Source organism: Brevundimonas terrae, from assembly GCF_011761985.1.
Lineage (GTDB): Bacteria > Pseudomonadota > Alphaproteobacteria > Caulobacterales > Caulobacteraceae > Brevundimonas > Brevundimonas terrae.
On the sequence record NZ_JAASQT010000001.1, the window covers coordinates 150,020 to 174,343 of the forward strand.

Consider the following 24,324-nt stretch of genomic DNA (forward strand, 5'->3'; position numbering starts at 1 on the left):
GGTGCCTAGACGAAGCGGGCGACGCAGCGCCCCACCCCGTCCAGTTCCATTTCAAACTCATCGCCCGCCACAGCATCGGCCAGCGGCACCAGCGATCCCGACAAGATCACATCGCCAGCATCCAACGTGACGCCGTAACGGCCCAGCGTATTGGCCAGCCATGCCACCGCCGTCAGCGGCGATCCCTGCACAGCCGATCCGTAACCTTCCGACAGGAACTGGCCGTTCTTCTTGACCACCACCTTGAGGTTGGGCAGGTCCAGCGCGGCCGGATCATTGTGTTCATCGCCCAGCACGAACACGCCGCACGAGGCATTGTCGGCCACCGTATCGACGATGCCGATCTTCCAGTCCTTGATGCGGCTATCCACCACTTCGAAACAGGCCACGACCTTTTCAGTCGCCGCCAGCACATCGGCCTCGGTGACGCCGGGGCCTTTCAGCGATGACTTCAGGACAAAGGCGATCTCGGCCTCGGCACGTGGGGCGATCAGCTTGTGGGCGGCAATATCGATATCGCCCTCCACCAGCATCCGGTCGGTCATGAAACCGAAGTCCGGCTGATCGACGCCCAGCATGTCCTGCACCACCTTGGAGGTGACGCCGATCTTCTTGCCGATGACGGTTTCGCCCTCGATCGTGCGGTGCCGCATCACCTCTAGCGAGATGGCATAGGCATCGTCGATGGTCAGGCTCGGGTCCTGCTCGATCAGAGGCACAACGACATGGCCTTCGCGCAGGGCCACATGAAGCTGGTCCGCGTAAATCTGGTGCTTGCTCATAGATAGCGCCCGTCCTGATAGATCAGCGGCTGCACCTCGCCCGAGACACGCACCTCGCGCACGGCACCGATGACAATCGAGTGGGTGCCATAGGTGACCAGACGATCGACCTCGCAGCCGACAACAGCCTGAGCATCGGCAAGGGCGGGCAGGCCCTGAATGTCGTCAACCCACTGTCCCACGCCAAAGCGCAGTTCGCGGGCCAGCGAGCTGCCAAAGGCCGAGGCAACATCGCGGTGCTGGTGTCCCAGCAGGTTCACATTGAACTTCGCACCGATAAACAGGCTGGGATGGATGCCGGTCTGGCGGTTGACGCAGACCAGCAGCGACGGTGGCGACATCGACAGCGATGTCACCGAGGTCGCCGCCATGCCCACGGCCCCGCCATCACGGCTGCGGGCCGAAACCACGGCGACCGCAGACGCCAGACGCCGCATGGCATCTTTCAGACCGCCGCACAGGTCATCGCTATGATCAACGCTCATGGCCGGTTCACCCACGCAAGAACTCTAAGGTATAGCGATTGAACTCTTCGGCGCGTTCGACCTGCACCCAGTGGCCGACCTTGTTGAAGGTCATGAAGCGGGCATCGGCACAGTCTTCGAGGAAGTAGTTGATCCCCGTCAGCGGCATGAAGGTATCGTTAAAGCCCCAATAGCCAAGGATCGGCATTTTCAGCTCGCCGAGGCGCGGACGCAGGTTGTGCGTCTTCATGCGGGCCAGAACATCCTTGGGCTGGGTGCGGGCGACCTCGAAACGCTCGGCCACCAGTTGGTCGGTGACGTGCGCCGGATCAAAGACGAGGCTTTCGGCCAGACGGCGCTGGTCGGCCAGACTGAACTCGGGGCTGCCAAAGGCGCTCTTCATATTCACAATGCCCGGCATGGCGAAATAGATCGGCAGTTCTTCGATACAGCCCGGCGACATCAGCACCAGACGATCCACCATCTCGGTGTGGTCCAGCCCCATCTGGATAGCGACACCGCCGCCCAGCGAGTTACCGATCAGGGTGGCCTTCTCGATGCCGTGGGCCTTCAGGGCCTCGACAATCGTGTCGGTGAACAGGTGCAGCGTATAGTCGATGCCTTCCGGCTTGGACGATGCGCCATAGCCGATCAGGTCCGGCAGGATGACGCGATAACCGGCATCGACAAAGGCATCGACGTTCTGGCGGAAGTTGGAAAGACCCGACGCGCCCGGGCCACTGCCGTGGAGAAACACCACGGCAGGGCCGGAACCGGCTTCCTGAATACAGATGTCATAGCCGCCGCTAATGCGGTGGACCTTGCGGGTAACAGTCGCGCGGGTCATGGCTGCCTCACATGAACATGAAGGACGGGGCTTGGCCCGAGCGGGTGCCGATCACGTCTGCCGCACCGTTTGACGGGTCATTGGCGACGTGCTGGCGCGCGGCGTTCAGGTCCAGCCACGGCTGGATCAACGGGCTGTGCATATAGATGGCGCGGCCACCCAGCAGCGGCAGCAGCGCATCGACGATCTCGGCACAGCGGCGGGCCACGGTCGAGGACTGGTAACGGAAGCGCGCACGCTCTTCCATCGTCACCTCTTCACCGGCGACCGAACGGCTATACAGCACATTCATATTGCGCGTGAGGACGGTTTCCATCTCGTCCACCTCGGCATAGCCGCGTGCAATCGCACCTTGCAGCAGGGGATCGGCCTTGGACGCCTTGCCCGTATTGGTCGAGATACGGCTTTCCATGATCTTGGTCGCACCGTCCAGAGCCGCAATCGTGGCCCCCAGCGCCGAGGTCGAAACCAGACGCAGGAAGACCTGCGCCCATGGCAGACGGAACAGCGGGCCGTCATTCTCGACCTGACCGGGATTGGTGCAGAGGAAACCGTCGGCGGCCTTGTGCGTGCGGTATTCCGGCACGAAGGCGTCTTCGACGACAATGTCCTGACTGCCCGTGCCCTGCAGGCCGAACGTGTACCAGGCATCTTCGATACGGTAGTCGCTGCGCGGCAACAGGAAGGTGCGCATGTCCGGCGGATCACCGGCATTGAGCGGCGGGATCATCGCGCCCAGCAACACCCAGTTGCAGTGCTCCGAACCGGACGAGAAGCCCCAGTGGCCCGACAGCTTGAAGCCGCCCTCGACGCGCTCGACCTTGCCGACCGGCTGATAGGATGACGACACCAGAACCGTATCGTCCTCGCCCCAGACATCGGCCTGTGCCTGATGCGGGAACAGGGCGATCTCGTACGGGTGGCCACCGACCACACCGAACACCCAGCCCGTCGACATACAGCCCTGCGACAGCAGCTTCTGCACCTCGAAGAAGACATTGGGCTCCATTTCATAGCCGCCCCAGCGTTTGGGCTGGAGAATCCTGAACAGGCCCGCCGCCTCGATTTCGCGAATCGTATCCATCGGCACACGGCGTTCGGCGGTGCATTGCACGGCGCGCGAACGGATGGCCGGGATCAAGGCGCGAGCACGCTCGATCAGCTCGGCAGCCGTCGGTGCCGAAGCCACGTTTGCAGCATTATTCTTGGCAGTCTCATGTGCAATGACATCGACCATCTGGCTTGCATCCTTCTGCGTAAAGCGGATAGAACTTTCATATTGCGTAAAAAGAGTTATTGTTTAATACGCAAATCGTCAAGCGAGCGTTCGGCACAAAAATCAGCCAAACGTACAACGGGGAGGTTCGACGCATGGCCGTAAGCTCTTTGGGATATATTGTGGTGGAGGCGACGGATCTCGACCGGTGGCGCAGTTTCGCCGTCGAGTTTCTGGGCATGATGGAAGCCCCGTCCGCCGATCCCGACGTGGCACTTTTCCGTATAGATGACCGCCCCTACCGATTCTGGGTTCAGAAGGGTCAGCAGGACCGCTTTGTCGCCCCCGGTTGGGAACTGCCGAACAAGGCAGCCTTCGACGCCGCAGTTGTTGCGCTTAAAGATGCCGGTCGCCCCGTAGAGCACGTCGATGTGCTGGAGGCCCGCGCGCGCCAGACCTATGAAATCGTCCGCTCTTCCGATCCGGACGGTCACGCCTTCGAGCTGTTCCACGGTCGTTTTGTTGACTATGCGCCGTTCAGCTCCACGGCGGGCACCAGCGGTTTCGTCACCGGTGATAATGGCGATCTGGGCATGGGCCACGTCGTCCTGACCGCCCCGACCTTCACCACCGTCCACGAATTCTACAAGTCCGTGCTGGGCTTTAGCGACACCGATCTGGGCCGCTTCTATCTACAGGGCGGTGGCCGCGACGATCCGGGTATCGGCTTTGCCTTCATGCATGCCACCAATGGCCGCCACCACAGCTTGGCTCTGGGTGAAATGCCGGAAAGCCCCAACGGGGCCGTCCACATCATGCTTGAGGTCAAAGAACTGGCCGATGTGGGCCGCGCCTATGACCGCGCGCTCAAGAGCAAGGGTGCCATCCCGATCTCTGCGACGCTGGGCCAGCACGTCAACGACAAGATGATCTCGTTCTACGTCCAGACCCCCGGCGGTTTCGACCTCGAATACGGCTGGAACGGTCTGGTGATCGATCCGCAAACATGGGTGCCCACCACCAGCATGGCGGTGAGTGCATGGGGCCACAAATGGGCCTGGGAGGCCGAGGACTAAGTTATGGCTGACAAGCGTATGACGCTCGACGACATCGTCGATCAACTCGAAGACGGTATGACCATCGGTCTGGGTGGCTGGGCCACCCGCCGCAAGCCGATGGCTCTGGCGCGTGCCATTGCCCGCTCGAAGCTCAAAGACCTGACGCTCATGACCTATGGCGGTCCTGACATCGGTATTCTGGCGGCCACCGGCAAGATCAAGAAGCTGATCTTCTCGTTCGTCAGCATGGACCAGATTCCGCTGGACCCGCATTTCCGTGCGGCACGTCAGGCGGGCGGTTTCGACATTCTGGAACTGGATGAAGGCCATTATCAAATGGCCCTGATGGCGGCGGCCATGCAGGTGCCGTTCATGGCCACCCGCATCGGTCTGGGTACCGACCTGATCAAACAGCCCGAACTGTCGAAAACCGTCACCAGCCCATTTGAAGACGCAGAGACACTGGTGGCTGTGCCGGCCATTCCTCTGGATGCCGCCCTGATCCACGTCCACCGTTCGGACGAGCGCGGCAATGTGCTGACCTTGTCGCCCGATCCTCTGTTTGACGAGATTCTGGCCCGCGCCGCCAAGCGTACCTTCGTGACCACCGAGAAACTGGTCACGACCGCCGAACTGGATATGCGCGCCAACAGCCGCTTCAACATTATCGACCGCGCCCTTGTGGCCGGTGTGGCCGAGGTGCCTTTCGGTGCCCATCCGACCAGCGCCGAGCCGGACTACCACATCGATATGGAGCATCTGAAAACCTATTGCGATGCGGCCACCTCGCCGGAGCTTCTGTCGGAATACCGCCAGCGTTTCGTGGACGTACCGCACGAAACCTATGTCGCCGCAGTTGGCGGTGTCGATGCCATCCGCGCCCTGCGCAAACCGGCTTATTAAAGGGTTCTGGAAATGTCTTATTCCTTGGCCGAACTGATGATCGCCGCCGCGGCCCAATGCTGGGCCGATGATGGCGAGATCATGGGCACGGGCATTGGCCCCCTGCCCCGCATTGCCGCAGGTGTCGCAAAGTCACTTTATAATCCAGACCTGATGACCACGGACGGCGAGTGCTTCTACACCACCGAACCGCTGGGTCCGGGCCTATCCAGCGTCGATTTCGAAATCGAAGGCTGGGTCCCTTACCAACGCGTCTTCACCACCCTGTGGAGCGGCAAGCGTCACGCCATGGTCGCGCCGGTGCAGATGGACCGCTTTGGTCAGACCAATATCAGCGTCATCGGCGACCACAAGAAACCCAAGTCCGCCATGCTGGGCGCACGCGGTTTCCCCGGTAACACCACCTGCCACCTGAACAGCTTCATCTTCACCAACCACACCAAGCGTGCGTTTGTGGCTGGCGAGGTGGACTATGTCTGCTCGCCCGGTTTCAATCCGTCCCGCTATCCGGACGGCAAGGTGCCAAACTGGCTGGATCTGGGGCGCATCATCACCAATCTGTGCGTGATGGACTTTGGCGGTCCCGATCGTGCCATGCGCGTGATCTCGCTGCACCCCGGTGTGACCTTTGAAGAGGTTCAGGACAATACGGGCTTTGAGCTGGCCCGTCTGGAGAACCTTCCGGTTACGCCCGCCCCGACCGAAGCCGAACTGGCCGCCATGGCCAAGATTGATCCGAAGAACATCCGTGCAAAGATGATCAAGGACAATCCCTCAGGCATTCGAGGCTAAACCGTCATGGACCTGCACAGCTTTGCCGACCCGCGTCAGGCCGATGTGGTTTACGAGACCGACACCCCCGTCCTCTACGAGGTCAAGGGTCATGTGGCGGTCATCACCATGAACCGCCCGACCTTCAACAACGCCCAGAACAGCCAGATGACCTATGCGCTGGACGCTGCCTTCAAACAGGCGGTGGACGACGACAATGTCAGGGCCATCGTTCTGGCGGGCGCGGGCAAGCATTTCTCTGCAGGTCATGACATCGGCACGCCGGGGCGCGACGTCACCGAAACCTTTGATCGCGCGCATCTGGTGGCCGACCACACCAACAAGCCCAAGGCCGAGTTCCTCTATACGCGCGAGCACGAGGTCTATCTGGGCATGTGCCGCCGCTGGCGCGACATCTCCAAGCCCACCATCGCGGCGGTTCAGGGGGCCTGTGTTGCGGGCGGCCTGATGCTGGCATGGGTGTGCGATTTCATCGTCGCCACCGATGATGCCTTCTTCCAGGACCCTGTGAACCGCATGGGCATTCCCGGCGTCGAATATTTCGCCCACGGGTTCGAACTGCCGCCGCGCATCGCCAAGGAATTCATCATGCTGGGTGAGCGCATGCCCGCCGAACGGGCATGGAATTTCGGCATGGTGAACCGCCTGTCCAATCGCGAAAAACTGATGGACGACGTGATGGCCATGGCCAACGAACTGGCCACCCGCCCGCGTCTGGGCAACTGGCTGACCAAGCAGGCGCTCAACCATGTCGAGGACCTGCGCGGCAAGCGCACGGCGATGGATGCGGTCTTCCACATGCACCACTTCGCCCACGCCCAGAGCGATCTGGTGATGGGTCACAATCTGGGCGGCATGGATGCCAAATCCATGGCAGCGGCCAACAAGGCCCAAGCGGCCAAGTCGGGGGAATAGGCCGTGGCGGGGGGGAATATTTCTACAATACTGACCGAGCGTCTCGGCTGCCGCGCACCGATCATCCAGACCGCTATGGGCTGGGTTGCCGAACCGTCGCTGGTGATCGGCAGCGTCGAGGCCGGAGCGTTTGGTTTCCTCGGTGCCGCCGTCATGACACCGGACGAGGCCCGCGCCAAAATCCTTGAAGTCCGCAACGGCACCGACAAGCCGTTCGGCGTGAACTTCCACATGTTCCAGCCGGGCGCAGACCAGATCGTCGAGACGATCCTCGCCAATAAAGACCAGATCCGGGCCGTCTCCTTTGGCCGTGGTCCCGATGCCAAGATGATCGGCCGTTTCAAGGATGCCGGTATCCTCTGCATCCCCACGGTCGGCGCGGTAAAACACGCGCAAAAAATGGAGCAACTGGGCTGTGACATGGTCACGGTTCAGGGCGGCGAAGGCGGCGGCCACACAGGCTCCGTCCCCAGCACCATCCTGCTGCCCCAAGTCCTCGACACCGTGAAGATTCCGGTCGTCGCCGCAGGTGGTTTTGCCGATGGTCGCGGACTGGCGGCGGCCCTGTCGTTTGGCGCGGTCGGTATCGCCATGGGCACCCGTTTCCTGATGACGCAGGAAAGCCCCGTCCATGCGCAGGCCAAGGCCAGCTACCTTAAGGCAGGCACCGACCAGATCATCGTGTCGACGAAACTGGACGGCATCCCCCAGCGCCTGATCCGAACGCCTCTGATGGACCGTATCGAAAAGTCCGGCCCGCTTTCGATGTGGCTGCGCGCCTTTGAGGCCGCCATGATTATGAAGCGCCAGACGGGTGCCAGTTTTGGCGACCTGCTAAAAAGCGCAAAGGGCATGACCGGCCATGGCGAACAGCCGCTGAAACAGGCCCTGATGGCCGCCACCATGCCGACCCTGATCCAGAAGGCCGTCGTCCACGGCGACGTCAAGGACGGCGTTCTGGCCACAGGTCTCGTCGGTGGCCGTCTCAACGAAATCCCGACCTGCCGCGAGTTGGTTGACCGCACCATAGCCGAGGCGCTGGCCCGCATGGATGCCGTCGCCGCCTTGCGTCCCTGATTTAACTTTTATCGCGAGTTCCCAGATGCCCATTACCCTGAGCGTCAAAGACCGGATCGCCGAAATCGTTTTCGACCATCCACCGGTCAACGCCTTTGATTCCGATATGTGGTGTGCCCTTCCCGGTATCATTACCGAAGCCGGTTCGCGCGAAGACGTGAACGTGGTGCTGATCCGCGCCGAGGGCCGTGGCTTCTGCGGCGGCGTCGACATCAAGGAGATGCAGGCCCACCCCGAGCGCATCGTCAAACTGAACCGCGGCAATTACGAAACCTTCAAGGCCGTGCGCGATTGCCCCGTTCCGGTCGTGACGGCCGCCCACGGCTTTGTCATTGGCGGCGGCATCGGCATTTGCGGCGCGTCGGATACGGTGATCGCGTCCGATGACTGCTTCTTCTCGCTGCCCGAGATTGACCGTGGCGCGATGGGCGGCGCATCGCACCTGTCGCGCATGTTCCCGCTGCATGTCGTGCGCGCCGCCTTCTTTACCGGCGGCCGCATCACGGCGCAGGACGCATGGCGTCTGGGCGGCATCCACAAGATCGTCACCCGCGACGAACTGGCCAGCGAAGCCCGCGCCTTTGCCGCCATCATCGCCTCCAAGAGCCGCACGGCGCTGTTGCTGGCCAAACAGGCGCTGAACGGGCTGGAGGCCCGCGACGTCGATCACGGCTATCGTTTCGAGCAGGGCTTTACGCTGGAAATGTACATGCACGAGGACAGCCAGAAGGCCCGCGACGCCTTTGTCGATGGCGGCAAGACGGCGAAATACTGATGGAGCTGTCCTACACCCCCGAACATGACGCCTTCCGCGCCGAGGTGCGTGAATGGCTGGCGCAAAACGTCCCTGCCGAACCGTTGGAGCATTTCGACGCCACCCGCGAGGGCTTCGAGGCCCACCGCGCATGGGAAGCCACCCTCAAATCCGGCGACTGGGGCATGGTCACATGGCCCAAGGAATACGGCGGTCGCGGTCTTGATCTGATCAGCTGGCTGATCTTCGAGGAAGAATATTATCGTGCCGGTTCCCCCGGTCGCGTGAACCAGAACGGCATCTTCCTGCTGGGTCCGACCCTGATCGAGTTCGGCACCCACGAGCAGAAGTCGCGCTTCCTGCCGCCCATGGCATCCGGCGATGAAATCTGGGCGCAGGCATGGTCGGAACCGCAAGCCGGTTCGGACCTTGCGGGCGTTCGCGCCACCTGTGTTCAGGACGGCGACGACTATATCCTCAACGGTCACAAGATCTGGTCTTCGCGCGCCGTGTTTGCAGACTGGGCCTTTGGCCTGTTCCGCACACCGGGCACCGAGCGCCACAAGGGCCTCAGCCTGATCTTCTTCCCGCTGAATGCCGAGGGTGTGACGGTCAACGCCATTCCCAAGATGAACGGCCATGTCGGGTTTGCGGAAATCTTCTTGGAGAATGTCCGCGTTCCGGCCTTCAACCGTCTGGGTGACGAAGGTCAGGGCTGGCACATCTGCATGGCCACCGCCGGTTTCGAGCGCGGTCTGATGCTGCGCTCGCCTGCCCGTTATCAGGTCGCCGCCGCCAATCTTGCGGCCCTGTACCAAGCCCGCAAAGACAGTTGCGATCCGTCCATCGAGGCCGAGGTGGTCAAGGCGTGGATGAATGCCGAGGCCTATGCGCTGAACATCTATGCCACCGCCAGCCGCCTGATGAGCGGCGGCAAGATCGGGCCGGAAACCAGCACCAACAAGATTTTCTGGTCGGAGCTGGACATCCACCTGCACGACACGGCCCTGCGCATCCTCGGCCCCGAAGCCGAGTTTACGGCACCGCCTTCAATCGAAGGCCAGCCTCTCTGGATCGACGACTACATCTTCGCCCTCGCTGGCCCGATCTATGCCGGTTCCAACGAGATTCAGCGCAACATCATCGCCGAGCGCATGCTCGGCCTGCCGAGGTAGGGCGCGATGGACTTCACCCTTTCCGAAGACCAACTGATGTTCGTAGAGGCCGCCCGCACGGTGCTGGCCGATACCTGCGACACCCTGCGTCTGCGCAAGATGCTGGAGCGCAAGGATGCGTTCGATCAAGACCGCTGGGACGCCGTGGTCGAGACCGGCCTGACGGTTGTTTTGCTGCCCGAGGCTGCGGGCGGGCTGGAACTTGGCGCGCTGGACTTTGCCCTGATCGCCGAGGCGGCTGGCTATTATCTGCTGCCCGAACCTCTGGTCGAAAGTGCAGGGATTGCCGCGCCGCTGCTGGCTGCGGTTTCGCCTGCGTCGGATTACCTGTCCGATCCGTCCAAGCGCATCGCCATTGCCCACCCGATCAATCCGGTCGTGGCCGATGCCGATATCGCCGACGCCATCCTGCTGCACCACAATGGCGCAACGCATCTGCTGAACCCGTCGCAAGTCACCCTGACCCGCGTCGACAGCATCGACCCGTTCCGCCGCCTGTTCAAAGTGGACTGGACGCCGGACCGCGCCACCCAGATTTCCGACCGTTCGGAACTGTGGGATCAGGCCTTTGACCGCGCCGCCCTGTTTGCTGCCGCCCAAGGTCTGGGTCTGGCCCAGCGTGCGGTCGATCTGGCCGTCGAATACGCCAAGGAACGCCAGCAGTTCGGCAAGCCGATCGGCACCTATCAGGCGGTCAAGCACCACCTCGCCTCGGCCCAGACCAAGATCGAGTTCGCCCGTCCGGTCCTGCATGCAGCCGCTGCTGGTCTGGCCAACAATGACATCTTCAGCCGCGCCCGCATCAGCCAAGCCAAACTGGCCTGCCTCGAGGCCGCCGACTATGCCTCGCGCGCCAGCCTGCAGGTCCACGGGGCCATGGGCTACAGCTACGAGGTCGATGTCCACCTCATCCTCAAACGCGCGCTGGGCCTGACCTATAGCTGGGGCGAACCCGCCCTGCACTGCGCCCGCGTTTCCGAGCGTATTTTCAACCGACCCGTCGGGCCGGACCAAACCTTTGCATCCGAGGTCGCCTGATGGCCGAAGCCTATATTATCGACGCCGTTCGTACCCCCACTGGCCGCAAAAAAGGCTCGCTCGCCGAGCTTCATCCGGCCGATCTGGCCGCCCATCCGATCAAGGCGCTGATGGAGCGTGTGGGCGTGGATGCCGGTCTGGTGGATGACGTGATCTGGGGCTGCACCGACACTATCGGCGGTCAGGCAGGCGATATTGCCCGCACCGCATGGCTGTGCGCGGGCCTGCCCGAACACGTCCCCGGCGTGACCATCGACCGCCAGTGCGGCTCGTCGCAACAGGCCATCCATTTTGCCGCCCAAGGCATCCTGTCCGGCACGCAGGACATGGTTGTGGTCGGCGGCAGTCAGGCCATGAACCGTATCCCCATCTCTGCGGCCATGCTGGTCGGTCCGCAGTTCGGCTTTGAAGAACCCTTCCGTGGGGCCAAGGGCTGGGACGCCCGCTATGGCGACGAAGAGGTCAACCAGATCCGCTCGGCCGAGATGATCGCCAACAAGTGGGGCCTGACCCGCGAAGCCATGGAAGCCTTCGCCGTCACCTCGCACCAGCGCGCCCAGCATGCCACCGAACAGGGCTGGTACGCCCGCGATATCGCGCCTCTAGAAGGCCTGTCGCACGACGAAACCATCCGCCCGACCACCACACTGGAAGGTCTGGCCACGTTGAAAACCGTCAATGAAGGCGGCGTCATCACCGCCGGTGTCGCCAGCCAGAACTGCGACGCCGCCGCCGCCATGTTGATCGCGTCGGAAGCCATGGTGAAGGCTCACGGCCTGAAACCCCGCGCCCGCATCCACCACATTTCCGTGCGCGCCGATAATCCGGTCTGGATGCTGACCGGCCCGATCCCTGCGACACAATATGCGCTGCAAAAATCAGGCATGAAGATCGAGGATATCGACCTGTTCGAGTGCAACGAGGCTTTTGCCTCCGTGCCGATGGCGTGGATGAAAGAGCTGAATGTTCCGCACGAAAAGCTGAACATCATGGGCGGTGCTATCGCTCTGGGTCACCCCATCGGGGCCACCGGCGTGCGCCTGATGACCAACCTGCTGAACGGGCTTGAACGCACGGGCGGACGCTATGGTCTGCAAACCATGTGCGAAGGTGGCGGCCAGGCCAATGTCACCATTATCGAGCGCCTGTAAGCCATGACGAACGCGGCCATCGACATTCCCAACCTGCTCTACACCTATGCCGACCTGTTCGACGCGGGTGATTTTGCAGGGGCGGCCCGTCTGTTCGATCACGGTGCCCTGATGGCCGGAAACACCGAGATCAGGGGCGAGGACGCCATCGTCGCCATGTGGAACAAGACGGTGCATCTGTATGCCGACGGCACACCACGCACGCGCCACCTGACCACCAATCCGCGCATTGCGCTGTCGGACGATGGCCTGAGCGCACAGTGCTGGTCGCAATGGACGGTGCTGCAAGCCACCGACACCCTGCCGCTCCAGATCGTGGCCACCGGTCGCTATCACGACCGGCTGGCCATCATCAACGGGGCATGGCGCTTCCTTGAGCGCCGCTATCTCCAGATCGACTTCATGGGCGACGTAAGCGCCCACCTTCAAATGCCAAAACCTGCCGGGGACGTATAACCTATGGGCATCTGCGAAAATCGCGTTGTGATTGTTACCGGCGCGGGTAACGGGCTGGGCAAGGCCTATGCTCTGGAACTGGCCGCACAAGGGGCCAAGGTCGTGGTCAACGATCTGGGTGTCGGCACCCATGGCGAGGACGGTGCCTCCAAGGGCGCTGCCCAACAGGTCGTCGATGAAATCATCGCACTGGGCGGGCAAGCGGTCGCCAATACCGGCGATGTGGCCGACTGGGAAGCCGGTCACGGCATGGTCCAGACCGCCATCGAGACCTTTGGTCGTCTGGACGCCGTGGTCAATAATGCCGGTTTCGTGCGCGACCGTATGTTCGTGTCCTGCACCCCCGACGAATGGGATGCCGTCCTGCGCGTCCATCTGCGGGGCCATTTCTGCACCAGCCGCCATGCCGTCGATTACTGGCGTGCCCAGCAAAAGGCGGGCAATCCGGTCGATGCCCGCATCATCAACACCACCTCGGGCGCGGGTCTTCAGGGCTCTATCGGCCAGTCGGCCTATGCAACGGCCAAGGGCGGCATTGCCAGCCTGACGCTGGTTCAAGCGGCGGAACTGGCCCGTTACGGCATCACCGCCAATGCGCTGGCCCCCAATGCCCGCACCCGCATGACCGCCACCGGCGGCTTTGACATGGCCCCCAAGGATGGCGCGTTCGACGTCTATGATCCTGCCAATATGGCCCCGCTGGTGGCATGGCTGTGCAGTGGTCAGTCCGCCCATATTTCGGGTCAGGTCTTCGAGCTGATCGGTGGCCGCATCTTCCTGTCCGAAGGCTGGACCGACAGCCCCGATCAGGACAAGGGCGCACGCTGGCAGGCGGACGAACTGGGTCCGGTCGTTGATAAATTAGTGGCCGAACGCGCTGCGGCCAAACCTGTCTGGGGCACCCAAGCATGAGTTTTGTGAACACTCCCCCCGCCTATCCAGAGGCCCGTGGTTTGCTGAAGGGCAAGACGGCGGTGATTACCGCTGCGGCCGGAACGGGTATCGGCTTCTCGGCGGCCAAGCGTGCCGCTGAAGAAGGTGCAACCCTGGTCATCAGTGACTTTCACGAGCGTCGTCTGGGCGAGGCTGCTGACGCTATCGAGGCGGCGGTTGGTGTGCGTCCCTTCACCGTGGTTTGCGACGTGACCAACCAAGCGGATGTCGATCGTCTGCGCGATGAATCGCTTCGGCTGCTGGGTCGTATCGACGTGCTGATCAACAATGCGGGTCTGGGCGGCGAGGTCGATGTCGTGGACATGACTGACGAGCAATGGGACCGCGTTCTGGACGTGACCCTGACCTCGGTCTTCCGCATGAGCCGCGCCTTCCTGCCAATCATGTATGCCGCCAAGTCGGGCGTCATTGTGAACAATGCCTCGGTGCTGGGCTGGCGCGCGCAAAAGGGTCAGGCCCATTATGCCGCCGCCAAGGCGGGTGTGATGGCCTTCACCCGTTGCTCGGCGGTGGAAGCGGCCGATCACGGCGTGCGCATCAATGCGGTCTCGCCGTCCTTGGCCATGCACCCGTTCCTCGCCAAGGTGACGACTGACGAGATGCTGGCCGAACTGTCCAAGCGCGAAGCCTTTGGCCGTCCCGCCGAGGTCTGGGAGATCGCCAACATCATGGTGTTTCTGGCCAGCGACCTGTCGTCCTATCTGACCGGCGAGGTCATCTCGGCCTCCAGCCAGAGGGCGTAAGATGGGTGTTGTCTTCGATACGCCGGACGCCCTGCTCGGTGCCGAGGGTCGCGACCTCGGTCACACCGACTGGCTGTCGGTTGAACAGGACCGTGTCACCACCTTCGGCCAGACGACCGGCGACATGCAGTGGATCCACGTCGATCCCGAGCGCGCCAAGGACGGCCCGTTCGGTGGCACCATTGCCCACGGCTATCTGACACTGGCTCTGGTCAATGCCTTCATGCCCGATCTGATCACCGTCAACGGTGTGTCCTCGGGCCTGAACATCGGTCTGGACAAGGTGCGGTTTTTGGCCCCCGTCAAGGTCGGCGCGCGCATTCGCGGTGCAGGCGTGATCTCCAAGATCGAACAGAAAGGCACCGGCGTTCAGGTGACGGTCGATGTGACGGTCGAGATCGAAGGCCACGACAAGCCTGCCTGCATCGCCTCCACCATCAGCCGCTACATTCCTTAAAGGACACGCCATGTCGGTATCGCCGCAAAAGATGATCGAAACCGTCGAGGCCTATGTCGCGGCCTTTGAAACCGGCGATGCCGAGGCTGTCGCCCGCCTCTATGCCGCTGATGCCGTGGTGCGCGATCCGGTGGACGCCAAGCCTGTCGAGGGCCGTGACGCCATTTTGGCCTTCTATCAGGCGTCGATGGCCACGGGGGCCAGGCTGTCCCTCGAGGGTCCGGTACGCACCGCGTCCAGCATCGCCGCCTTTGCCTTTAGCGTCCATCTGACCCTGCCCAATGGGCCGTGCCGGATCGACGTCATCGACACCTTTGAGTTCAACCCCGACGGTCTGATCCAACAGATGACCGCCTATTGGGGGCCCAACAACATGCATGGTTCTACGGAGTAAATCCTATGCGCGAAGCTGCCATTATCTCCACAGCCCGCACCGGCGTCGGCAAGGCCTATCGCGGAGCCTTGAACAATACCGAAGCCCCTGTCCTGTCGGCCCATGTCATCGATGCCGCGTTGGAACGTGCCGGTGTTGATCCGGCTCGTATCGACGATGTTTACCTCGGCGTCGGCAACCACTGGGGCACCCAGAGCTATAATCTGGGCCGCCTCAGCGTCCACGCCTCGCGCCTGCCGGATGAAACCGTGGCGGGCTTTACGCTGGACCGTAAATGCTCGTCGGGCCTGAACGCCATTGCGCTGGCGGCACGCGGCATCATGACCGACGAGATCGACGCCGCCGTTGCGGGCGGGATGGAAAGCATCTCGCTGACCCTCAACAAACACATGCCGACCTATCGCAACCGCTCAACGCGGGTGCTGGAGCATGATCCGCACGCCTATATGGCCATGATCGAAACCGCCGAATTGGTCGCGGACCGTTATGGCGTGTCGCGTGAAGACCAAGACCACTTCGCCGCCCAGAGCCAGCAGCGTGCTGCCGCCGCTCAGGCCGCCGGTCTGTTCAATGACGAGATCGTGCCGCTGACCACCTCCAAGACCCTGTTCGCCAAGACCGGCGAAGAGATCGGCGAGGAAGAAGTCACCCTGTCATCCGACGAAGGCATCCGTGCCGGCACGACCTATGAGGCACTGGCCGGTCTGAAGCCTGTGTTCAAAGACGGCCAGATCATCAAGGAGGGCCGTCACGTCACCGCCGGTAATGCCAGCCAGTTGTCGGATGGCGCGTCGGCTCAAGTCATCATGGACCTGAAGACGGCCCAGTCCGAGAACCTTCCGGTTCTGGGCATTTATCGCGGCTTCCAGGTCGCCGCCTGCAAGGCCGAGGAAATGGGCATCGGCCCCGTCTTCGCCATCCCCAAACTACTCAAACGTGCAGGTCTGAAGATGAGCGATATCGGCCTGTTCGAGATCAACGAGGCCTTTGCCTCGCAGGCCCTCTACTGCCAACGCGCCCTCGACATCGATCCCGCCATCCTCAACGTCAATGGCGGCGGCATCGCCATCGGTCACCCCTTCGGCATGACCGGCTCGCGCCTCGTCGGCCACGCCCTCATCGAGGGCAAGCGTCGCGGCGTGAAATATGTCATCGTTTCCATGTGTGTCGCCGGTGGCATGGGTGCCGCCGGACTGTTCGAGGTCGCTTGATCGCCCTCGGCACAAACGCAAAAGGCCCGCCGAATGGCGGGCCTTTTTTATGAAGTGCGGGGGCCGTCAGGAGATGCCGGCCCCCTATGCAACAGACGACAGCCCCTCAGCCCGTCGTCAGTGCAATCTCTTTAAAGCTGGCCTTCGCGTTCCAGCACATCAAGGAAGGCGGGACGCTCGCCCCCGCCATGAACCTCCAGCACGGCCCCCGAAACATAGGAAGCCCCGTCCGAGGCCAGATAGGCCACCGCATCGGCAATCTCGGCACTGCGGCCCAGACGTTTCAGGCCGATATTACGGCTGATGCCCGACTGGGCCTCATCGGTGCCATAGGTCGTCTCGGTCTGTTCGGTCTCGATATAGCCGACCACCACCGCATTGACGCGGATGTTTGGTCCCCACTCATTGGCCAGACTGCGGGTCAGGGCCAAAAGCCCGCCCTTAGCCGCTGCATAGACCGAAGTGCCCGGCGAAGGACGCAGCGCCGAGACACTGGAAATATTGATGATGCTGCCACCATGTTCGGCCATATCGGCATAGACGGCCTGCGACACCCATAACGGTGCCATCAGGTTCAACCCGACAATCTTTTCGGCAAAGCGCGGCGAGGCGGTTGCCGCATCGCTGGGCGGAGAGCCCCCTGCATTATTCACCACCACCCGCACCGGACCGGCCTTGGCGCGGATGTCCGCCACCATCGCCGCCACATCCTGCGGATCGCGCACATCGCAACGGATAAACTCCAGCGCACCCAAATCGCCCGTATCATTGCGACCGCAGACAAACACCCGATAGCCATCCGCCAACAGACGCTGCGCCGTGACCAGCCCCAACCCCTTGGTCCCGCCGGTTACCAATGCAATAGGAGACAAAGCCGCACCTCGATTACGCATAAATTCAATTATAGAGCGTAGTTATATCGCTTTGCGTAATGACGTTCAATGTCTTGCAGCACATGACAGGTCGACGAGAATGGCGCAAACAGTCGACTGAAGGCTTGAAGATCGCCCCTGTCACATAAAGCTTACGTTTACGCGCGCGTAAACCTCTTGCACTTTACGTCCGCGTAAAGTTATCTAGCCGCATGGCTAACGCAGACGATCTCCGCACCTATTCGATCCGGCAACTTTGCCGCGAGTTTGGCGCGACGGCCCGTGCGCTTCGTTTTTACGAGGACAAGGGGCTTTTGACCCCTTCGCGCAAGGGCCAGACGCGTGTTTACACGGCGCGCGACCGTGTTCGCCTCAAGCTGATCATGCGCGGAAGACGCATCGGCTTTGCCTTGCAGGAGATCCAGGAGATGCTGGATCTGTATGACCGCAAGGAACACAATGTCCATCAGATGGCAATTGCCCTGCCGCGTTACCGCGCCCGCGTAGAGGCGCTGAAGCAGCAGCTCGAAGACATTCAAGGCGCCATCGAAACAGCCGAAGAAGGCTGCGCCTGGATGGAACGTACACTGGTCGAACACAGACCGGACCTACTGCCCGGAGCGGATGCCTACGCTTCACTGTTGAGCGAACGCCTCAACGATCCCGATAATCTCTACCAGCCTTTCAAAGCGAGAGCTTAACCATGGCCTATAAGTCGCCGGTCCGTGACCTGTCCTTCGTCCTGCATGACGTGTTGCAGGTCGAAACCCTCGCCGAGCATTTCGGCAATGCCGACGTCTCTCGTGATCTGGTTGACCAGATCCTCGAAGAAGGCGCCAAATTCGCCGACGGCGTGATCGCCCCCATCAATAAGACGGGCGATGTCGAGCAGTGCACGCTTGAAAACGGCGTCGTCACCACCCCGACCGGTTGGAAAGACGCCTATCAACAAATGGTCGAGGCGGGCTGGACCAGCCTCGCCTTCAGCCCCGAATATGGTGGTCAGGGCCTGCCCTCCATCCTGTCGATGGCGGTGGGCCAGTTCACCGCTGCGGCGTCGGCGGCCTTCTCGATGTATCCGGGCCTGACCGCCGGTGCCTTCCACGGCATCGAGGCCAACGGTTCGGACGAACTGAAGGCCAAATGGCTGCCCAAGATGGCGACCGGCGAATGGACCGGCACCATGAACCTGACCGAGCCGCAATGCGGCACCGATCTGGGTATGGTTCGCACCAAGGCCGTTCCGAACGGTGACGGCACCTATGCCATTTCGGGTCAGAAGATCTGGATCTCGGCCGGCGAGCACGACTTTGCCGACAACATCGTCCACACGGTGCTGGCGCGCGTCGAAGGCGCGGTTCCGGGCATCAAGGGTCTGTCCCTGTTCCTCGTTCCGAAATTCCACGTCGATGACGCGGGTACCATCGGCGAGCGCAACGGCGTCCAGTGCGTCGGCCTCGAACACAAGATGGGCATCCACGGCAACGCCACCTGCGTCATGCAGTACGAAGACGCCAAGGGCTGGCTGATCGGCGAAGAAGGCCGCGGCATGAACAACATGTTTGTTGTCATGAACGAGGCCCGCCTCGGCACCGGCCTGCAAGGTCTGGCCATCGGTGATGCCGCCTATCAGCACGCCGTAGAGTTCGCCAATGACCGTCTGCAGGGCCGCGCCCTGACCGGTCCGAAGAACCCCGAAGGTCCGGCAGATCCGATCATCGTCCATCCGGACGTGCGCCGTATGCTGATGGAATCCAAGGCCTATGTCGAAGGCGGTCGCGCCTTCATCCTGTGGACCGCGCTGCAAGCCGACCTGCAACACTCCAAGGACGAAGCCGTGGCCCAAAAGGCCAACGACTATATGGGTCTGATCACCCCCGTCCTGAAAGCCTTCCTGACCGACCGTGGTTTCCACGTCGCCTCGCTGGGCATGCAGGTTCACGGCGGTTCGGGCTATACCGAGCACTTCCAGGCCTCGCAGTACCTGCGTGATGCCCGCATCACCATGATCTATGAAGGCACCAACGGCATTCAGGCGCTGGACCTCGTCGGTCGCAAGCTGCCGGCCAAGGGCGGTCGCGCCATCATGTCGTGGTTCGGCGATATCGACGCCTTCGTATCGGAAAACGCGGGCAACGAAGCCATCAAGTCCTATGTCGAGGGCCTGTCCGACGCCAAGGCCAAGCTGCAAGAAGGCACGATGTGGCTGATGCAGAACGGCATGGCCAATCCGGACAATGCCGGTGCCGCCTCCAGCGACTACCTGCATCTGTTTGGCCTGACCGCCTATGCCTATATCTGGGCGCAGATGGCCAAGGCTGCACAGGCCAAGATCGACGCCGGTGATGCCGATCCGTTCTATGCCAACAAGCTGAAGACGGGCCGTTACTTCATCGAGCGTATCCTGCCGGATGCCGCCGCGCACCTGACCAAGCTGAAGACCGGTGCCGAAGTCCTGATGGACCTCGAAGCCTCGGCCTTCTGATCCACAAAAACGAAAAGGCCTTTCCCTCGGGGAAGGCCTTTTTCTTTGCCCAAAAACTTACCCTGTCTATGCACCAACCCGCCATTAAGAGCGGGCATGCCCTAGAGGAAGCCCAAGAATGTCCATGAACGTCCTGAACCTGCCCACCCCGTCCTTCATGCAGGATGAAGACATCGTCCTGTTCAATGACAGCGTCGCCAAATGGATCGACGACCACGCCCCGCCGGAAAAGTTCGCCCAGTGGATCGCGGCCTCGTCCGTCCCGCGTGGTCTGTGGAATGCGGCGGGTGATGCAGGACTTCTGGGCGTCTCCATGCCCGAAGAGGATGGCGGTTTCGGCGGCGATTATCGCCACGAGGTGGTCATCATGCAGCAGCTGGGCTGGAAGGGCGCTGACCACTTCGGCATCTCGCTGCACAACGCCATCGTCATGCCCTATATCTGGCACTACGGCACCGAGGAGCAAAAAGCCCGCTGGCTGCCGCGCCTGCAATCGGGCGAGTTGGTCGGGGCCATTGCCATGACCGAGCCGGGGGTTGGCTCGGACCTGCAAGGCGTAAAAACCACCGCCATCAAAAAGGGCGACCACTACGTCCTGAACGGCTCCAAGACCTTCATCACCAACGGTCAGTTGGCCAATTTCATCATCGTCGTCGCCAAGACCGACCCGTCCGAAGGCAGCAAGGGCATGAGCCTGATCTGTCTGGAAACCGACGGAGCCGAAGGGTTTGAACGCGGTCGTAACCTGCACAAGATCGGCATGGAGGCCAATGACACCTCCGAACTGTTCTTCAATGATGTGAAGGTGCCGCTGGAAAACGCCATTGGCGGCTCGGAAGGGCAAGGCTTTGTGCAGTTGATGCAGCAACTGCCGCAGGAACGCCTGAACATCGCCATTCAGGGCTGCGCCGCCGCCGAACGCGGCCTCGAAGCCACCCTCGCCTATGTCAAGGAACGCAAGGCCTTCGGCAAACGGGTGATCGACTTCCAGAACACCCAGTTCAAACTGGCCGAGATCAAGACCAAGCTGACGGTCGCGCGCGTGTTCGTGAACCACTGCATCGAACAGCACCTTCAGGGCAAGCTGGACGCCGCCACCGCCTCGATGGCCAAATACTGGGTCACCGACATTCAGGGCGAAACCATCGACGAGATGCTCCAGTTGTTCGGCGGCTATGGCTATATGACCGAATACCCGATCGCCCAGCTGTATAAGGACGCCCGCGTCCAGCGCATCTATGGCGGCACCAACGAGATCATGAAGCTGCTGATCGCCAGAACGCTCTAGCATTTCTGCGCTTAAAAAAGACATTTCGGGGCGGTAGGCGGGCGGCATGATCGTTCGCTCCCGCCCCGGCCCGTTGCAAATCCTGTTCGCTATCAACGGGTCTATCCTGCCGCGCGTCATCGGGCGTTTGTGTCTGACGGCTGCCATTACGGTGGGCGCGATCATGCTGCACAGGACACGGCCGGACCTGCCGGTGCATCTGGCCGCTGCGCCCTTTGCCCTGATCGGGCTGGCGCTGTCGATCTTCATGAGCTTCCGCAATAACGCCTGCTACGACCGCTGGTGGGAGGCGCGCAAGCTGTGGGGCGAGCTGATTATCGCCGTCCGCTCGTTTATTCGCCAAACCTCGCTGCTGCCGCAGGATCGCCGCGCCCCGATGCTGAACGGGGTTGGCGGTTTTGTCTTTGGTCTGGCCGCGCGCCTGCGGGACCACGACGAAGACGCCGCTATCGCCAAATGGGTCGCGCTTTCACCCGCGCCCCATGCCACCGACGCCGCCCTGAACACCGTCGGAAAGCAATGTAGCGAGCTGTTGCAAGACGGCCTGATCGACCCGATCCGCTATTCGGTGCTGGAAGAACGCCTGACCGAGATGAGCCATGTTCTGGCCGGTTGCGAGCGGATCAAGACCACGCCCCTGCCCTTTGCCTATGCACTGTTGCTACACAGGACCGCCCACGCCTTTTGCCTGATGCTGCCCTTTGCGCTGGCCCCAGCACTGGGCTGGTGGACCATGGCGGTATCGCTATTGGTGGCCTACACCTTCTTCGGACTGGACGCTCTGGGCGACGAACTGGAAGACCCGTTCGGTAACGATCCCAACGACCTTCCGCTGGATGCCATGAGCCGGATGCTGGAACGCGAACTGCGCCATGCACAGGGGGTAACCCACCTGCCACCCGTCTGGCCCGCCAAGCGCGACCGCCTCAGCTAGGGCCAAACCAGATCGCGGCGGCGACAAGTCCGCCACCGGCCAGCACACACAGCGCGATCATCACGCCGACCTGTCGCACCGCCCTGGCGATGAGCCTGCCCTCAACAGCAGACGACTGCACCGGCCTGTCCTCGGTCAATCGGCGCGAGGCCGCACGGATCATACGCGGCAACTCATCGCCGACCGCCGACAGGTCCAGCAGCGTGCCAATCGCCCAGTTCTTGAGCGCCTCGGTATCGCGTTTGGAAAACAGCGCCCGCGTCCACGCCCCGTTCATCGCCTTGACCAGATCAAAGCCGGGATCGACCCGCGACAAAACCCCTTCGATGGTCACCAGCGCCTTCAGGATCAGCACCAGATCGGGCGGTGCCGCCACGCGTTCCTTGCGCATCAACCCCATCAGATCGGCCACAATCGCCGGCAGATCCACATCGCCCTGACCATGACGGGCAATCAGTTGCTCGGCCCCCTGCACCAGACTGGAACGCGATATATCCGTGCCTTCGGTCCAGTTGGCCAACACCTCGGCCATGCGCTCGCCATCACTGCCCGCCAGCGACTGAACAAAACCGATCAACTCGCTGCGCCGTCTGGGCGTCACCGTGCCGACCATGCCGAAATCCAGCAGGCCGACGCGGCTGCCCTCCATGCCGCGCAGATTGCCCGGATGCGGGTCCGCATGGAACCGCCCGTTCAACAGCACCATATCCAGCACCGCCTCGGCCCCAATTTTGGCCAGCCTGTGCGGATCGATACCGGCCCTCACCAGTTGGGCGGCATCTACAGGGGGCACCCCTTCCAGATAGTCCTGCACCAGCACGGTCTCGCTGGTGTGCTGCCAGTAGATTTGCGGGATCACGACATCCGGATTGCGGGCAAAGTCGGCGGCAAAGCGGTCGGCATTGCGCCCCTCGATGGTGAAATCCAGTTCGTTCAGCATCGCCTCGCTCAACTGCGCCACAAGCGCACGCGGGCGATAGCGGGCAATCTCGCTGCTGGACTGCTCGGCGGCTCTGGCCAGTTCCGCAATCAGACGCAGATCGGCCTCTATGCGGTGGCGGATATGCGGACGGCGGATTTTGACCACCACCTCTGTGCCATCATGCAAGGCGGCGCGATGCACCTGCGCGATCGAGGCTGCGGCCAGAGGCTCAAGATCAAAACGGGCAAATATCTCTTCGGGCGGCGCGCCCAGAGCGGCCTCGACCTGCGGGCGCAACACGCCAAAATCCATGGTGAGCGCCCCGCTTTGAAGCCGCTCGAACTCGGCGATCCATTCGGGCGGTAACAGATCGGAACGGGTGGACAGGATCTGTCCCATCTTCACGAAACTGGGACCAAGCGCCTCCAGCGCCATACGGGTCCGGCGGGCCAGCGGCTCGGGGCGTTGATCCTCCTCGCCCTTTCCATCCAGCCCCAGACGGGCCAGCACCGCTGACAGGCCGTATCGACCGACGACCGCCGTGATTTCCGCAAGACGCCGGCGATCACGCGCCGCTACAGCAAGGGTTGTAAACATTCCCGATCAACGCCTGCGCGCTCTGGCCTGTTCCCTCTGTTGGTAAAGCGCGATATTCAACGCTTATGATCCGCCTTCACGTCACCGCCCCTCTGGCCGACGGCCATGCCGTAGCCCCCACCCTCGACCAGTCCCGCTATCTGACGCAGGTCATGCGCCTGAAACAGGGCGACGCCCTGTTGCTGTTCAACGGCAAGGACGGCGAATGGCGCGCCGAAGTGGTCGAGGTGCTGAAGAAGGGCGTCATCCTGCGCTGCGTCGAACAGACCCGCGCCCAGATTTACGGTCCCGACCTTGAGTTGATCCTTGCCGGTATCAAAAAGGCCCGCGTGGAAACTGTGGTCGAAAAGGCTGCCGAGCTGGGGGCCAAGTCGGTGCAACTGACCATCACCCAGCGCACCAATGCCGAGCGTATCCGCCTCGACCGTCTGGATGCCATTGTCGAGGAAGCCGCCGAACAGACGGGCCGCCTCGATGTGCCGCTGGTGCATGAATCCAGAAAACTGGCCGACATCCTCAAGGACTGGCCTGACGGCCGCAAGCTGATGTTCTGCGACGAGACCGGCGGTGATCCGGCCATCCCCGCCCTGCAAAAAGCGGGCAGCGGCGCATGGTCGATCCTGATAGGTCCCGAAGGCGGCTTCTCGCCCGAAGAGCGCGAAATGCTGCGCGCCCTGCCCTTTACCACCGCCGTTTCCCTTGGCCCGCGTATCCTGCGCGCCGACACCGCCGCCATCTCGGCCATGACCCTGTGGCAGTATGCGGTTGGGGACTGGGAACGATAATCCGCTTTTGAACCGTTGCGGGGGGCTTGTGCCGAGCTTGTCCGTGCATCATCT

26 protein-coding genes are annotated in these 24,324 nt (G+C 62.2%); 20 read left to right on the forward strand and 6 right to left on the reverse strand.

Annotation, left to right across the window (positions count from 1 at the left end; genetic code table 11):
* Positions 1 to 5: 5 nt before the first annotated feature.
* The 4 genes from FHS64_RS00655 to FHS64_RS00670 are packed head-to-tail and all read right to left on the reverse strand — an operon-like array spanning position 6 to position 3,330.
* Positions 6 to 782 (reverse strand): fumarylacetoacetate hydrolase family protein, encoded by a 777-nt coding sequence (locus FHS64_RS00655; protein WP_167174188.1) that lies wholly within the window; start codon positions 780 to 782, stop codon positions 6 to 8.
* Positions 779 to 1,267, reverse strand: a complete 489-nt coding sequence (locus FHS64_RS00660) for a flavin reductase family protein (RefSeq protein ID WP_167174191.1) — start codon at positions 1,265 to 1,267, stop codon at positions 779 to 781. Before FHS64_RS00660 ends, FHS64_RS00655 begins: the two co-directional genes overlap by 4 nt.
* A gap of 7 nt (positions 1,268 to 1,274) precedes the next feature.
* Positions 1,275 to 2,093: an alpha/beta fold hydrolase gene (locus FHS64_RS00665; protein WP_167174194.1), complete on the reverse strand. Its 819-nt coding sequence runs from the start codon at positions 2,091 to 2,093 to the stop codon at positions 1,275 to 1,277.
* Positions 2,094 to 2,100: 7 nt separating this feature from the next.
* Positions 2,101 to 3,330, reverse strand: a complete 1,230-nt coding sequence (locus tag FHS64_RS00670; protein ID WP_167174197.1) for an acyl-CoA dehydrogenase family protein — start codon at positions 3,328 to 3,330, stop codon at positions 2,101 to 2,103.
* A gap of 134 nt (positions 3,331 to 3,464) precedes the next feature.
* Between FHS64_RS00670 and FHS64_RS00675 the strand changes: the two genes are divergently transcribed.
* From FHS64_RS00675 to FHS64_RS00745, 15 genes are read left to right on the forward strand one after another with little or no spacing between them, the layout of a single operon-like run.
* Positions 3,465 to 4,385 (forward strand): VOC family protein, encoded by a 921-nt coding sequence (locus FHS64_RS00675; RefSeq protein ID WP_167174200.1) that lies wholly within the window; start codon positions 3,465 to 3,467, stop codon positions 4,383 to 4,385.
* Positions 4,386 to 4,388: 3 nt separating this feature from the next.
* Positions 4,389 to 5,270: a CoA transferase subunit A gene (locus FHS64_RS00680; protein WP_167174204.1), complete on the forward strand. Its 882-nt coding sequence runs from the start codon at positions 4,389 to 4,391 to the stop codon at positions 5,268 to 5,270.
* A gap of 12 nt (positions 5,271 to 5,282) precedes the next feature.
* The gene (locus FHS64_RS00685) at positions 5,283 to 6,062 is read left to right on the forward strand and encodes a CoA-transferase subunit beta (protein ID WP_167174207.1); all 780 of its coding nucleotides are present in this window, start codon (positions 5,283 to 5,285) and stop codon (positions 6,060 to 6,062) included.
* Positions 6,063 to 6,068: 6 nt separating this feature from the next.
* Positions 6,069 to 6,977: an enoyl-CoA hydratase gene (locus tag FHS64_RS00690; protein WP_167174210.1), complete on the forward strand. Its 909-nt coding sequence runs from the start codon at positions 6,069 to 6,071 to the stop codon at positions 6,975 to 6,977.
* A gap of 3 nt (positions 6,978 to 6,980) precedes the next feature.
* On the forward strand, positions 6,981 to 8,054 hold the full coding sequence (locus FHS64_RS00695) for a nitronate monooxygenase (protein ID WP_167174213.1): 1,074 nt from the start codon (positions 6,981 to 6,983) through the stop codon (positions 8,052 to 8,054).
* 25 nt (positions 8,055 to 8,079) lie between these two features.
* Positions 8,080 to 8,829: an enoyl-CoA hydratase family protein gene (locus FHS64_RS00700; protein ID WP_167174216.1), complete on the forward strand. Its 750-nt coding sequence runs from the start codon at positions 8,080 to 8,082 to the stop codon at positions 8,827 to 8,829.
* A complete protein-coding gene (locus tag FHS64_RS00705) occupies positions 8,829 to 9,983 on the forward strand; it encodes an acyl-CoA dehydrogenase (protein ID WP_167174219.1) in 1,155 nt (384 codons plus the stop codon). The genes FHS64_RS00700 and FHS64_RS00705 overlap by 1 nt, the downstream gene beginning before the upstream one ends.
* A gap of 6 nt (positions 9,984 to 9,989) precedes the next feature.
* Positions 9,990 to 11,021, forward strand: a complete 1,032-nt coding sequence (locus tag FHS64_RS00710) for an acyl-CoA dehydrogenase family protein (RefSeq protein WP_167174222.1) — start codon at positions 9,990 to 9,992, stop codon at positions 11,019 to 11,021.
* The gene (locus FHS64_RS00715; RefSeq protein ID WP_167174224.1) at positions 11,021 to 12,172 is read left to right on the forward strand and encodes an acetyl-CoA C-acetyltransferase; all 1,152 of its coding nucleotides are present in this window, start codon (positions 11,021 to 11,023) and stop codon (positions 12,170 to 12,172) included. Before FHS64_RS00710 ends, FHS64_RS00715 begins: the two co-directional genes overlap by 1 nt.
* Before the next feature lie 3 nt (positions 12,173 to 12,175).
* Positions 12,176 to 12,628: a nuclear transport factor 2 family protein gene (locus FHS64_RS00720; RefSeq protein ID WP_167174227.1), complete on the forward strand. Its 453-nt coding sequence runs from the start codon at positions 12,176 to 12,178 to the stop codon at positions 12,626 to 12,628.
* 3 nt (positions 12,629 to 12,631) lie between these two features.
* On the forward strand, positions 12,632 to 13,540 hold the full coding sequence (locus tag FHS64_RS00725; RefSeq protein ID WP_167174230.1) for an SDR family oxidoreductase: 909 nt from the start codon (positions 12,632 to 12,634) through the stop codon (positions 13,538 to 13,540).
* Positions 13,537 to 14,325, forward strand: a complete 789-nt coding sequence (locus tag FHS64_RS00730) for an SDR family oxidoreductase (protein ID WP_208380490.1) — start codon at positions 13,537 to 13,539, stop codon at positions 14,323 to 14,325. Before FHS64_RS00725 ends, FHS64_RS00730 begins: the two co-directional genes overlap by 4 nt.
* A 1-nt stretch (position 14,326) precedes the next feature.
* The gene (locus FHS64_RS00735; protein ID WP_167174233.1) at positions 14,327 to 14,782 is read left to right on the forward strand and encodes a MaoC family dehydratase; all 456 of its coding nucleotides are present in this window, start codon (positions 14,327 to 14,329) and stop codon (positions 14,780 to 14,782) included.
* 10 nt (positions 14,783 to 14,792) lie between these two features.
* Positions 14,793 to 15,176: a nuclear transport factor 2 family protein gene (locus FHS64_RS00740; protein ID WP_208380493.1), complete on the forward strand. Its 384-nt coding sequence runs from the start codon at positions 14,793 to 14,795 to the stop codon at positions 15,174 to 15,176.
* 5 nt (positions 15,177 to 15,181) lie between these two features.
* Entirely contained in the window at positions 15,182 to 16,387 is a 1,206-nt protein-coding gene (locus FHS64_RS00745) for an acetyl-CoA C-acyltransferase (RefSeq protein WP_167174235.1), read from the forward strand.
* 131 nt (positions 16,388 to 16,518) lie between these two features.
* Here FHS64_RS00745 and FHS64_RS00750 read toward each other — a convergent pair whose 3' ends face one another.
* Positions 16,519 to 17,259 (reverse strand): SDR family oxidoreductase, encoded by a 741-nt coding sequence (locus FHS64_RS00750; RefSeq protein WP_208380496.1) that lies wholly within the window; start codon positions 17,257 to 17,259, stop codon positions 16,519 to 16,521.
* A 212-nt stretch (positions 17,260 to 17,471) separates the two neighbouring features.
* Between FHS64_RS00750 and FHS64_RS00755 the strand changes: the two genes are divergently transcribed.
* From FHS64_RS00755 to FHS64_RS00770, 4 genes are all read left to right on the forward strand, one after another.
* Positions 17,472 to 17,960 (forward strand): MerR family transcriptional regulator, encoded by a 489-nt coding sequence (locus FHS64_RS00755; protein ID WP_167174241.1) that lies wholly within the window; start codon positions 17,472 to 17,474, stop codon positions 17,958 to 17,960.
* Between the two features lie 2 nt (positions 17,961 to 17,962).
* Complete coding sequence (locus tag FHS64_RS00760; RefSeq protein WP_167174244.1) at positions 17,963 to 19,744, forward strand: acyl-CoA dehydrogenase C-terminal domain-containing protein; 1,782 nt, start codon at positions 17,963 to 17,965, stop codon at positions 19,742 to 19,744.
* 124 nt (positions 19,745 to 19,868) lie between these two features.
* The gene (locus FHS64_RS00765; RefSeq protein ID WP_167176166.1) at positions 19,869 to 21,032 is read left to right on the forward strand and encodes an acyl-CoA dehydrogenase family protein; all 1,164 of its coding nucleotides are present in this window, start codon (positions 19,869 to 19,871) and stop codon (positions 21,030 to 21,032) included.
* A gap of 46 nt (positions 21,033 to 21,078) precedes the next feature.
* Entirely contained in the window at positions 21,079 to 21,966 is an 888-nt protein-coding gene (locus FHS64_RS00770) for a bestrophin family protein (RefSeq protein WP_167174247.1), read from the forward strand.
* On the opposite strand, the gene FHS64_RS00775 is transcribed toward FHS64_RS00770, so the two are convergent.
* The gene (locus FHS64_RS00775) at positions 21,959 to 23,485 is read right to left on the reverse strand and encodes an ABC1 kinase family protein (RefSeq protein ID WP_167174251.1); all 1,527 of its coding nucleotides are present in this window, start codon (positions 23,483 to 23,485) and stop codon (positions 21,959 to 21,961) included. The genes FHS64_RS00770 and FHS64_RS00775 overlap by 8 nt on opposite strands.
* Positions 23,486 to 23,550: 65 nt before the next feature.
* Here FHS64_RS00775 and FHS64_RS00780 point away from each other — a divergent pair, with 65 nt between their 5' ends.
* Complete coding sequence (locus tag FHS64_RS00780) at positions 23,551 to 24,270, forward strand: 16S rRNA (uracil(1498)-N(3))-methyltransferase (RefSeq protein WP_167174254.1); 720 nt, start codon at positions 23,551 to 23,553, stop codon at positions 24,268 to 24,270.
* Positions 24,271 to 24,324 lie beyond the last annotated feature (54 nt).

What these genes read in the sequence shown, in the direction of transcription:
- FHS64_RS00665 (WP_167174194.1), bottom strand. Translation starts at nt 2,093, where the DNA reads ATGACCCGCGCGACTGTTACCCGCAAGGTCCACCGCATTAGCGGCGGC.
- FHS64_RS00745 (WP_167174235.1), top strand. Translation starts at nt 15,182, where the DNA reads ATGCGCGAAGCTGCCATTATCTCCACAGCCCGCACCGGCGTCGGCAAG.
- FHS64_RS00680 (WP_167174204.1), top strand. Translation starts at nt 4,389, where the DNA reads ATGGCTGACAAGCGTATGACGCTCGACGACATCGTCGATCAACTCGAA.
- FHS64_RS00730 (WP_208380490.1), top strand. Translation starts at nt 13,537, where the DNA reads ATGAGTTTTGTGAACACTCCCCCCGCCTATCCAGAGGCCCGTGGTTTG.
- FHS64_RS00735 (WP_167174233.1), top strand. Translation starts at nt 14,327, where the DNA reads ATGGGTGTTGTCTTCGATACGCCGGACGCCCTGCTCGGTGCCGAGGGT.
- FHS64_RS00770 (WP_167174247.1), top strand. Translation starts at nt 21,079, where the DNA reads ATGATCGTTCGCTCCCGCCCCGGCCCGTTGCAAATCCTGTTCGCTATC.
- FHS64_RS00705 (WP_167174219.1), top strand. Translation starts at nt 8,829, where the DNA reads ATGGAGCTGTCCTACACCCCCGAACATGACGCCTTCCGCGCCGAGGTG.
- FHS64_RS00755 (WP_167174241.1), top strand. Translation starts at nt 17,472, where the DNA reads ATGGCTAACGCAGACGATCTCCGCACCTATTCGATCCGGCAACTTTGC.
- FHS64_RS00725 (WP_167174230.1), top strand. Translation starts at nt 12,632, where the DNA reads ATGGGCATCTGCGAAAATCGCGTTGTGATTGTTACCGGCGCGGGTAAC.
- FHS64_RS00765 (WP_167176166.1), top strand. Translation starts at nt 19,869, where the DNA reads ATGAACGTCCTGAACCTGCCCACCCCGTCCTTCATGCAGGATGAAGAC.
- FHS64_RS00715 (WP_167174224.1), top strand. Translation starts at nt 11,021, where the DNA reads ATGGCCGAAGCCTATATTATCGACGCCGTTCGTACCCCCACTGGCCGC.
- FHS64_RS00780 (WP_167174254.1), top strand. Translation starts at nt 23,551, where the DNA reads ATGATCCGCCTTCACGTCACCGCCCCTCTGGCCGACGGCCATGCCGTA.
- FHS64_RS00670 (WP_167174197.1), bottom strand. Translation starts at nt 3,330, where the DNA reads ATGGTCGATGTCATTGCACATGAGACTGCCAAGAATAATGCTGCAAAC.
- FHS64_RS00760 (WP_167174244.1), top strand. Translation starts at nt 17,963, where the DNA reads ATGGCCTATAAGTCGCCGGTCCGTGACCTGTCCTTCGTCCTGCATGAC.
- FHS64_RS00690 (WP_167174210.1), top strand. Translation starts at nt 6,069, where the DNA reads ATGGACCTGCACAGCTTTGCCGACCCGCGTCAGGCCGATGTGGTTTAC.
- FHS64_RS00685 (WP_167174207.1), top strand. Translation starts at nt 5,283, where the DNA reads ATGTCTTATTCCTTGGCCGAACTGATGATCGCCGCCGCGGCCCAATGC.
- FHS64_RS00720 (WP_167174227.1), top strand. Translation starts at nt 12,176, where the DNA reads ATGACGAACGCGGCCATCGACATTCCCAACCTGCTCTACACCTATGCC.
- FHS64_RS00655 (WP_167174188.1), bottom strand. Translation starts at nt 782, where the DNA reads ATGAGCAAGCACCAGATTTACGCGGACCAGCTTCATGTGGCCCTGCGC.
- FHS64_RS00710 (WP_167174222.1), top strand. Translation starts at nt 9,990, where the DNA reads ATGGACTTCACCCTTTCCGAAGACCAACTGATGTTCGTAGAGGCCGCC.
- FHS64_RS00740 (WP_208380493.1), top strand. Translation starts at nt 14,793, where the DNA reads ATGTCGGTATCGCCGCAAAAGATGATCGAAACCGTCGAGGCCTATGTC.
- FHS64_RS00700 (WP_167174216.1), top strand. Translation starts at nt 8,080, where the DNA reads ATGCCCATTACCCTGAGCGTCAAAGACCGGATCGCCGAAATCGTTTTC.
- FHS64_RS00675 (WP_167174200.1), top strand. Translation starts at nt 3,465, where the DNA reads ATGGCCGTAAGCTCTTTGGGATATATTGTGGTGGAGGCGACGGATCTC.
- FHS64_RS00660 (WP_167174191.1), bottom strand. Translation starts at nt 1,267, where the DNA reads ATGAGCGTTGATCATAGCGATGACCTGTGCGGCGGTCTGAAAGATGCC.
- FHS64_RS00775 (WP_167174251.1), bottom strand. Translation starts at nt 23,485, where the DNA reads ATGTTTACAACCCTTGCTGTAGCGGCGCGTGATCGCCGGCGTCTTGCG.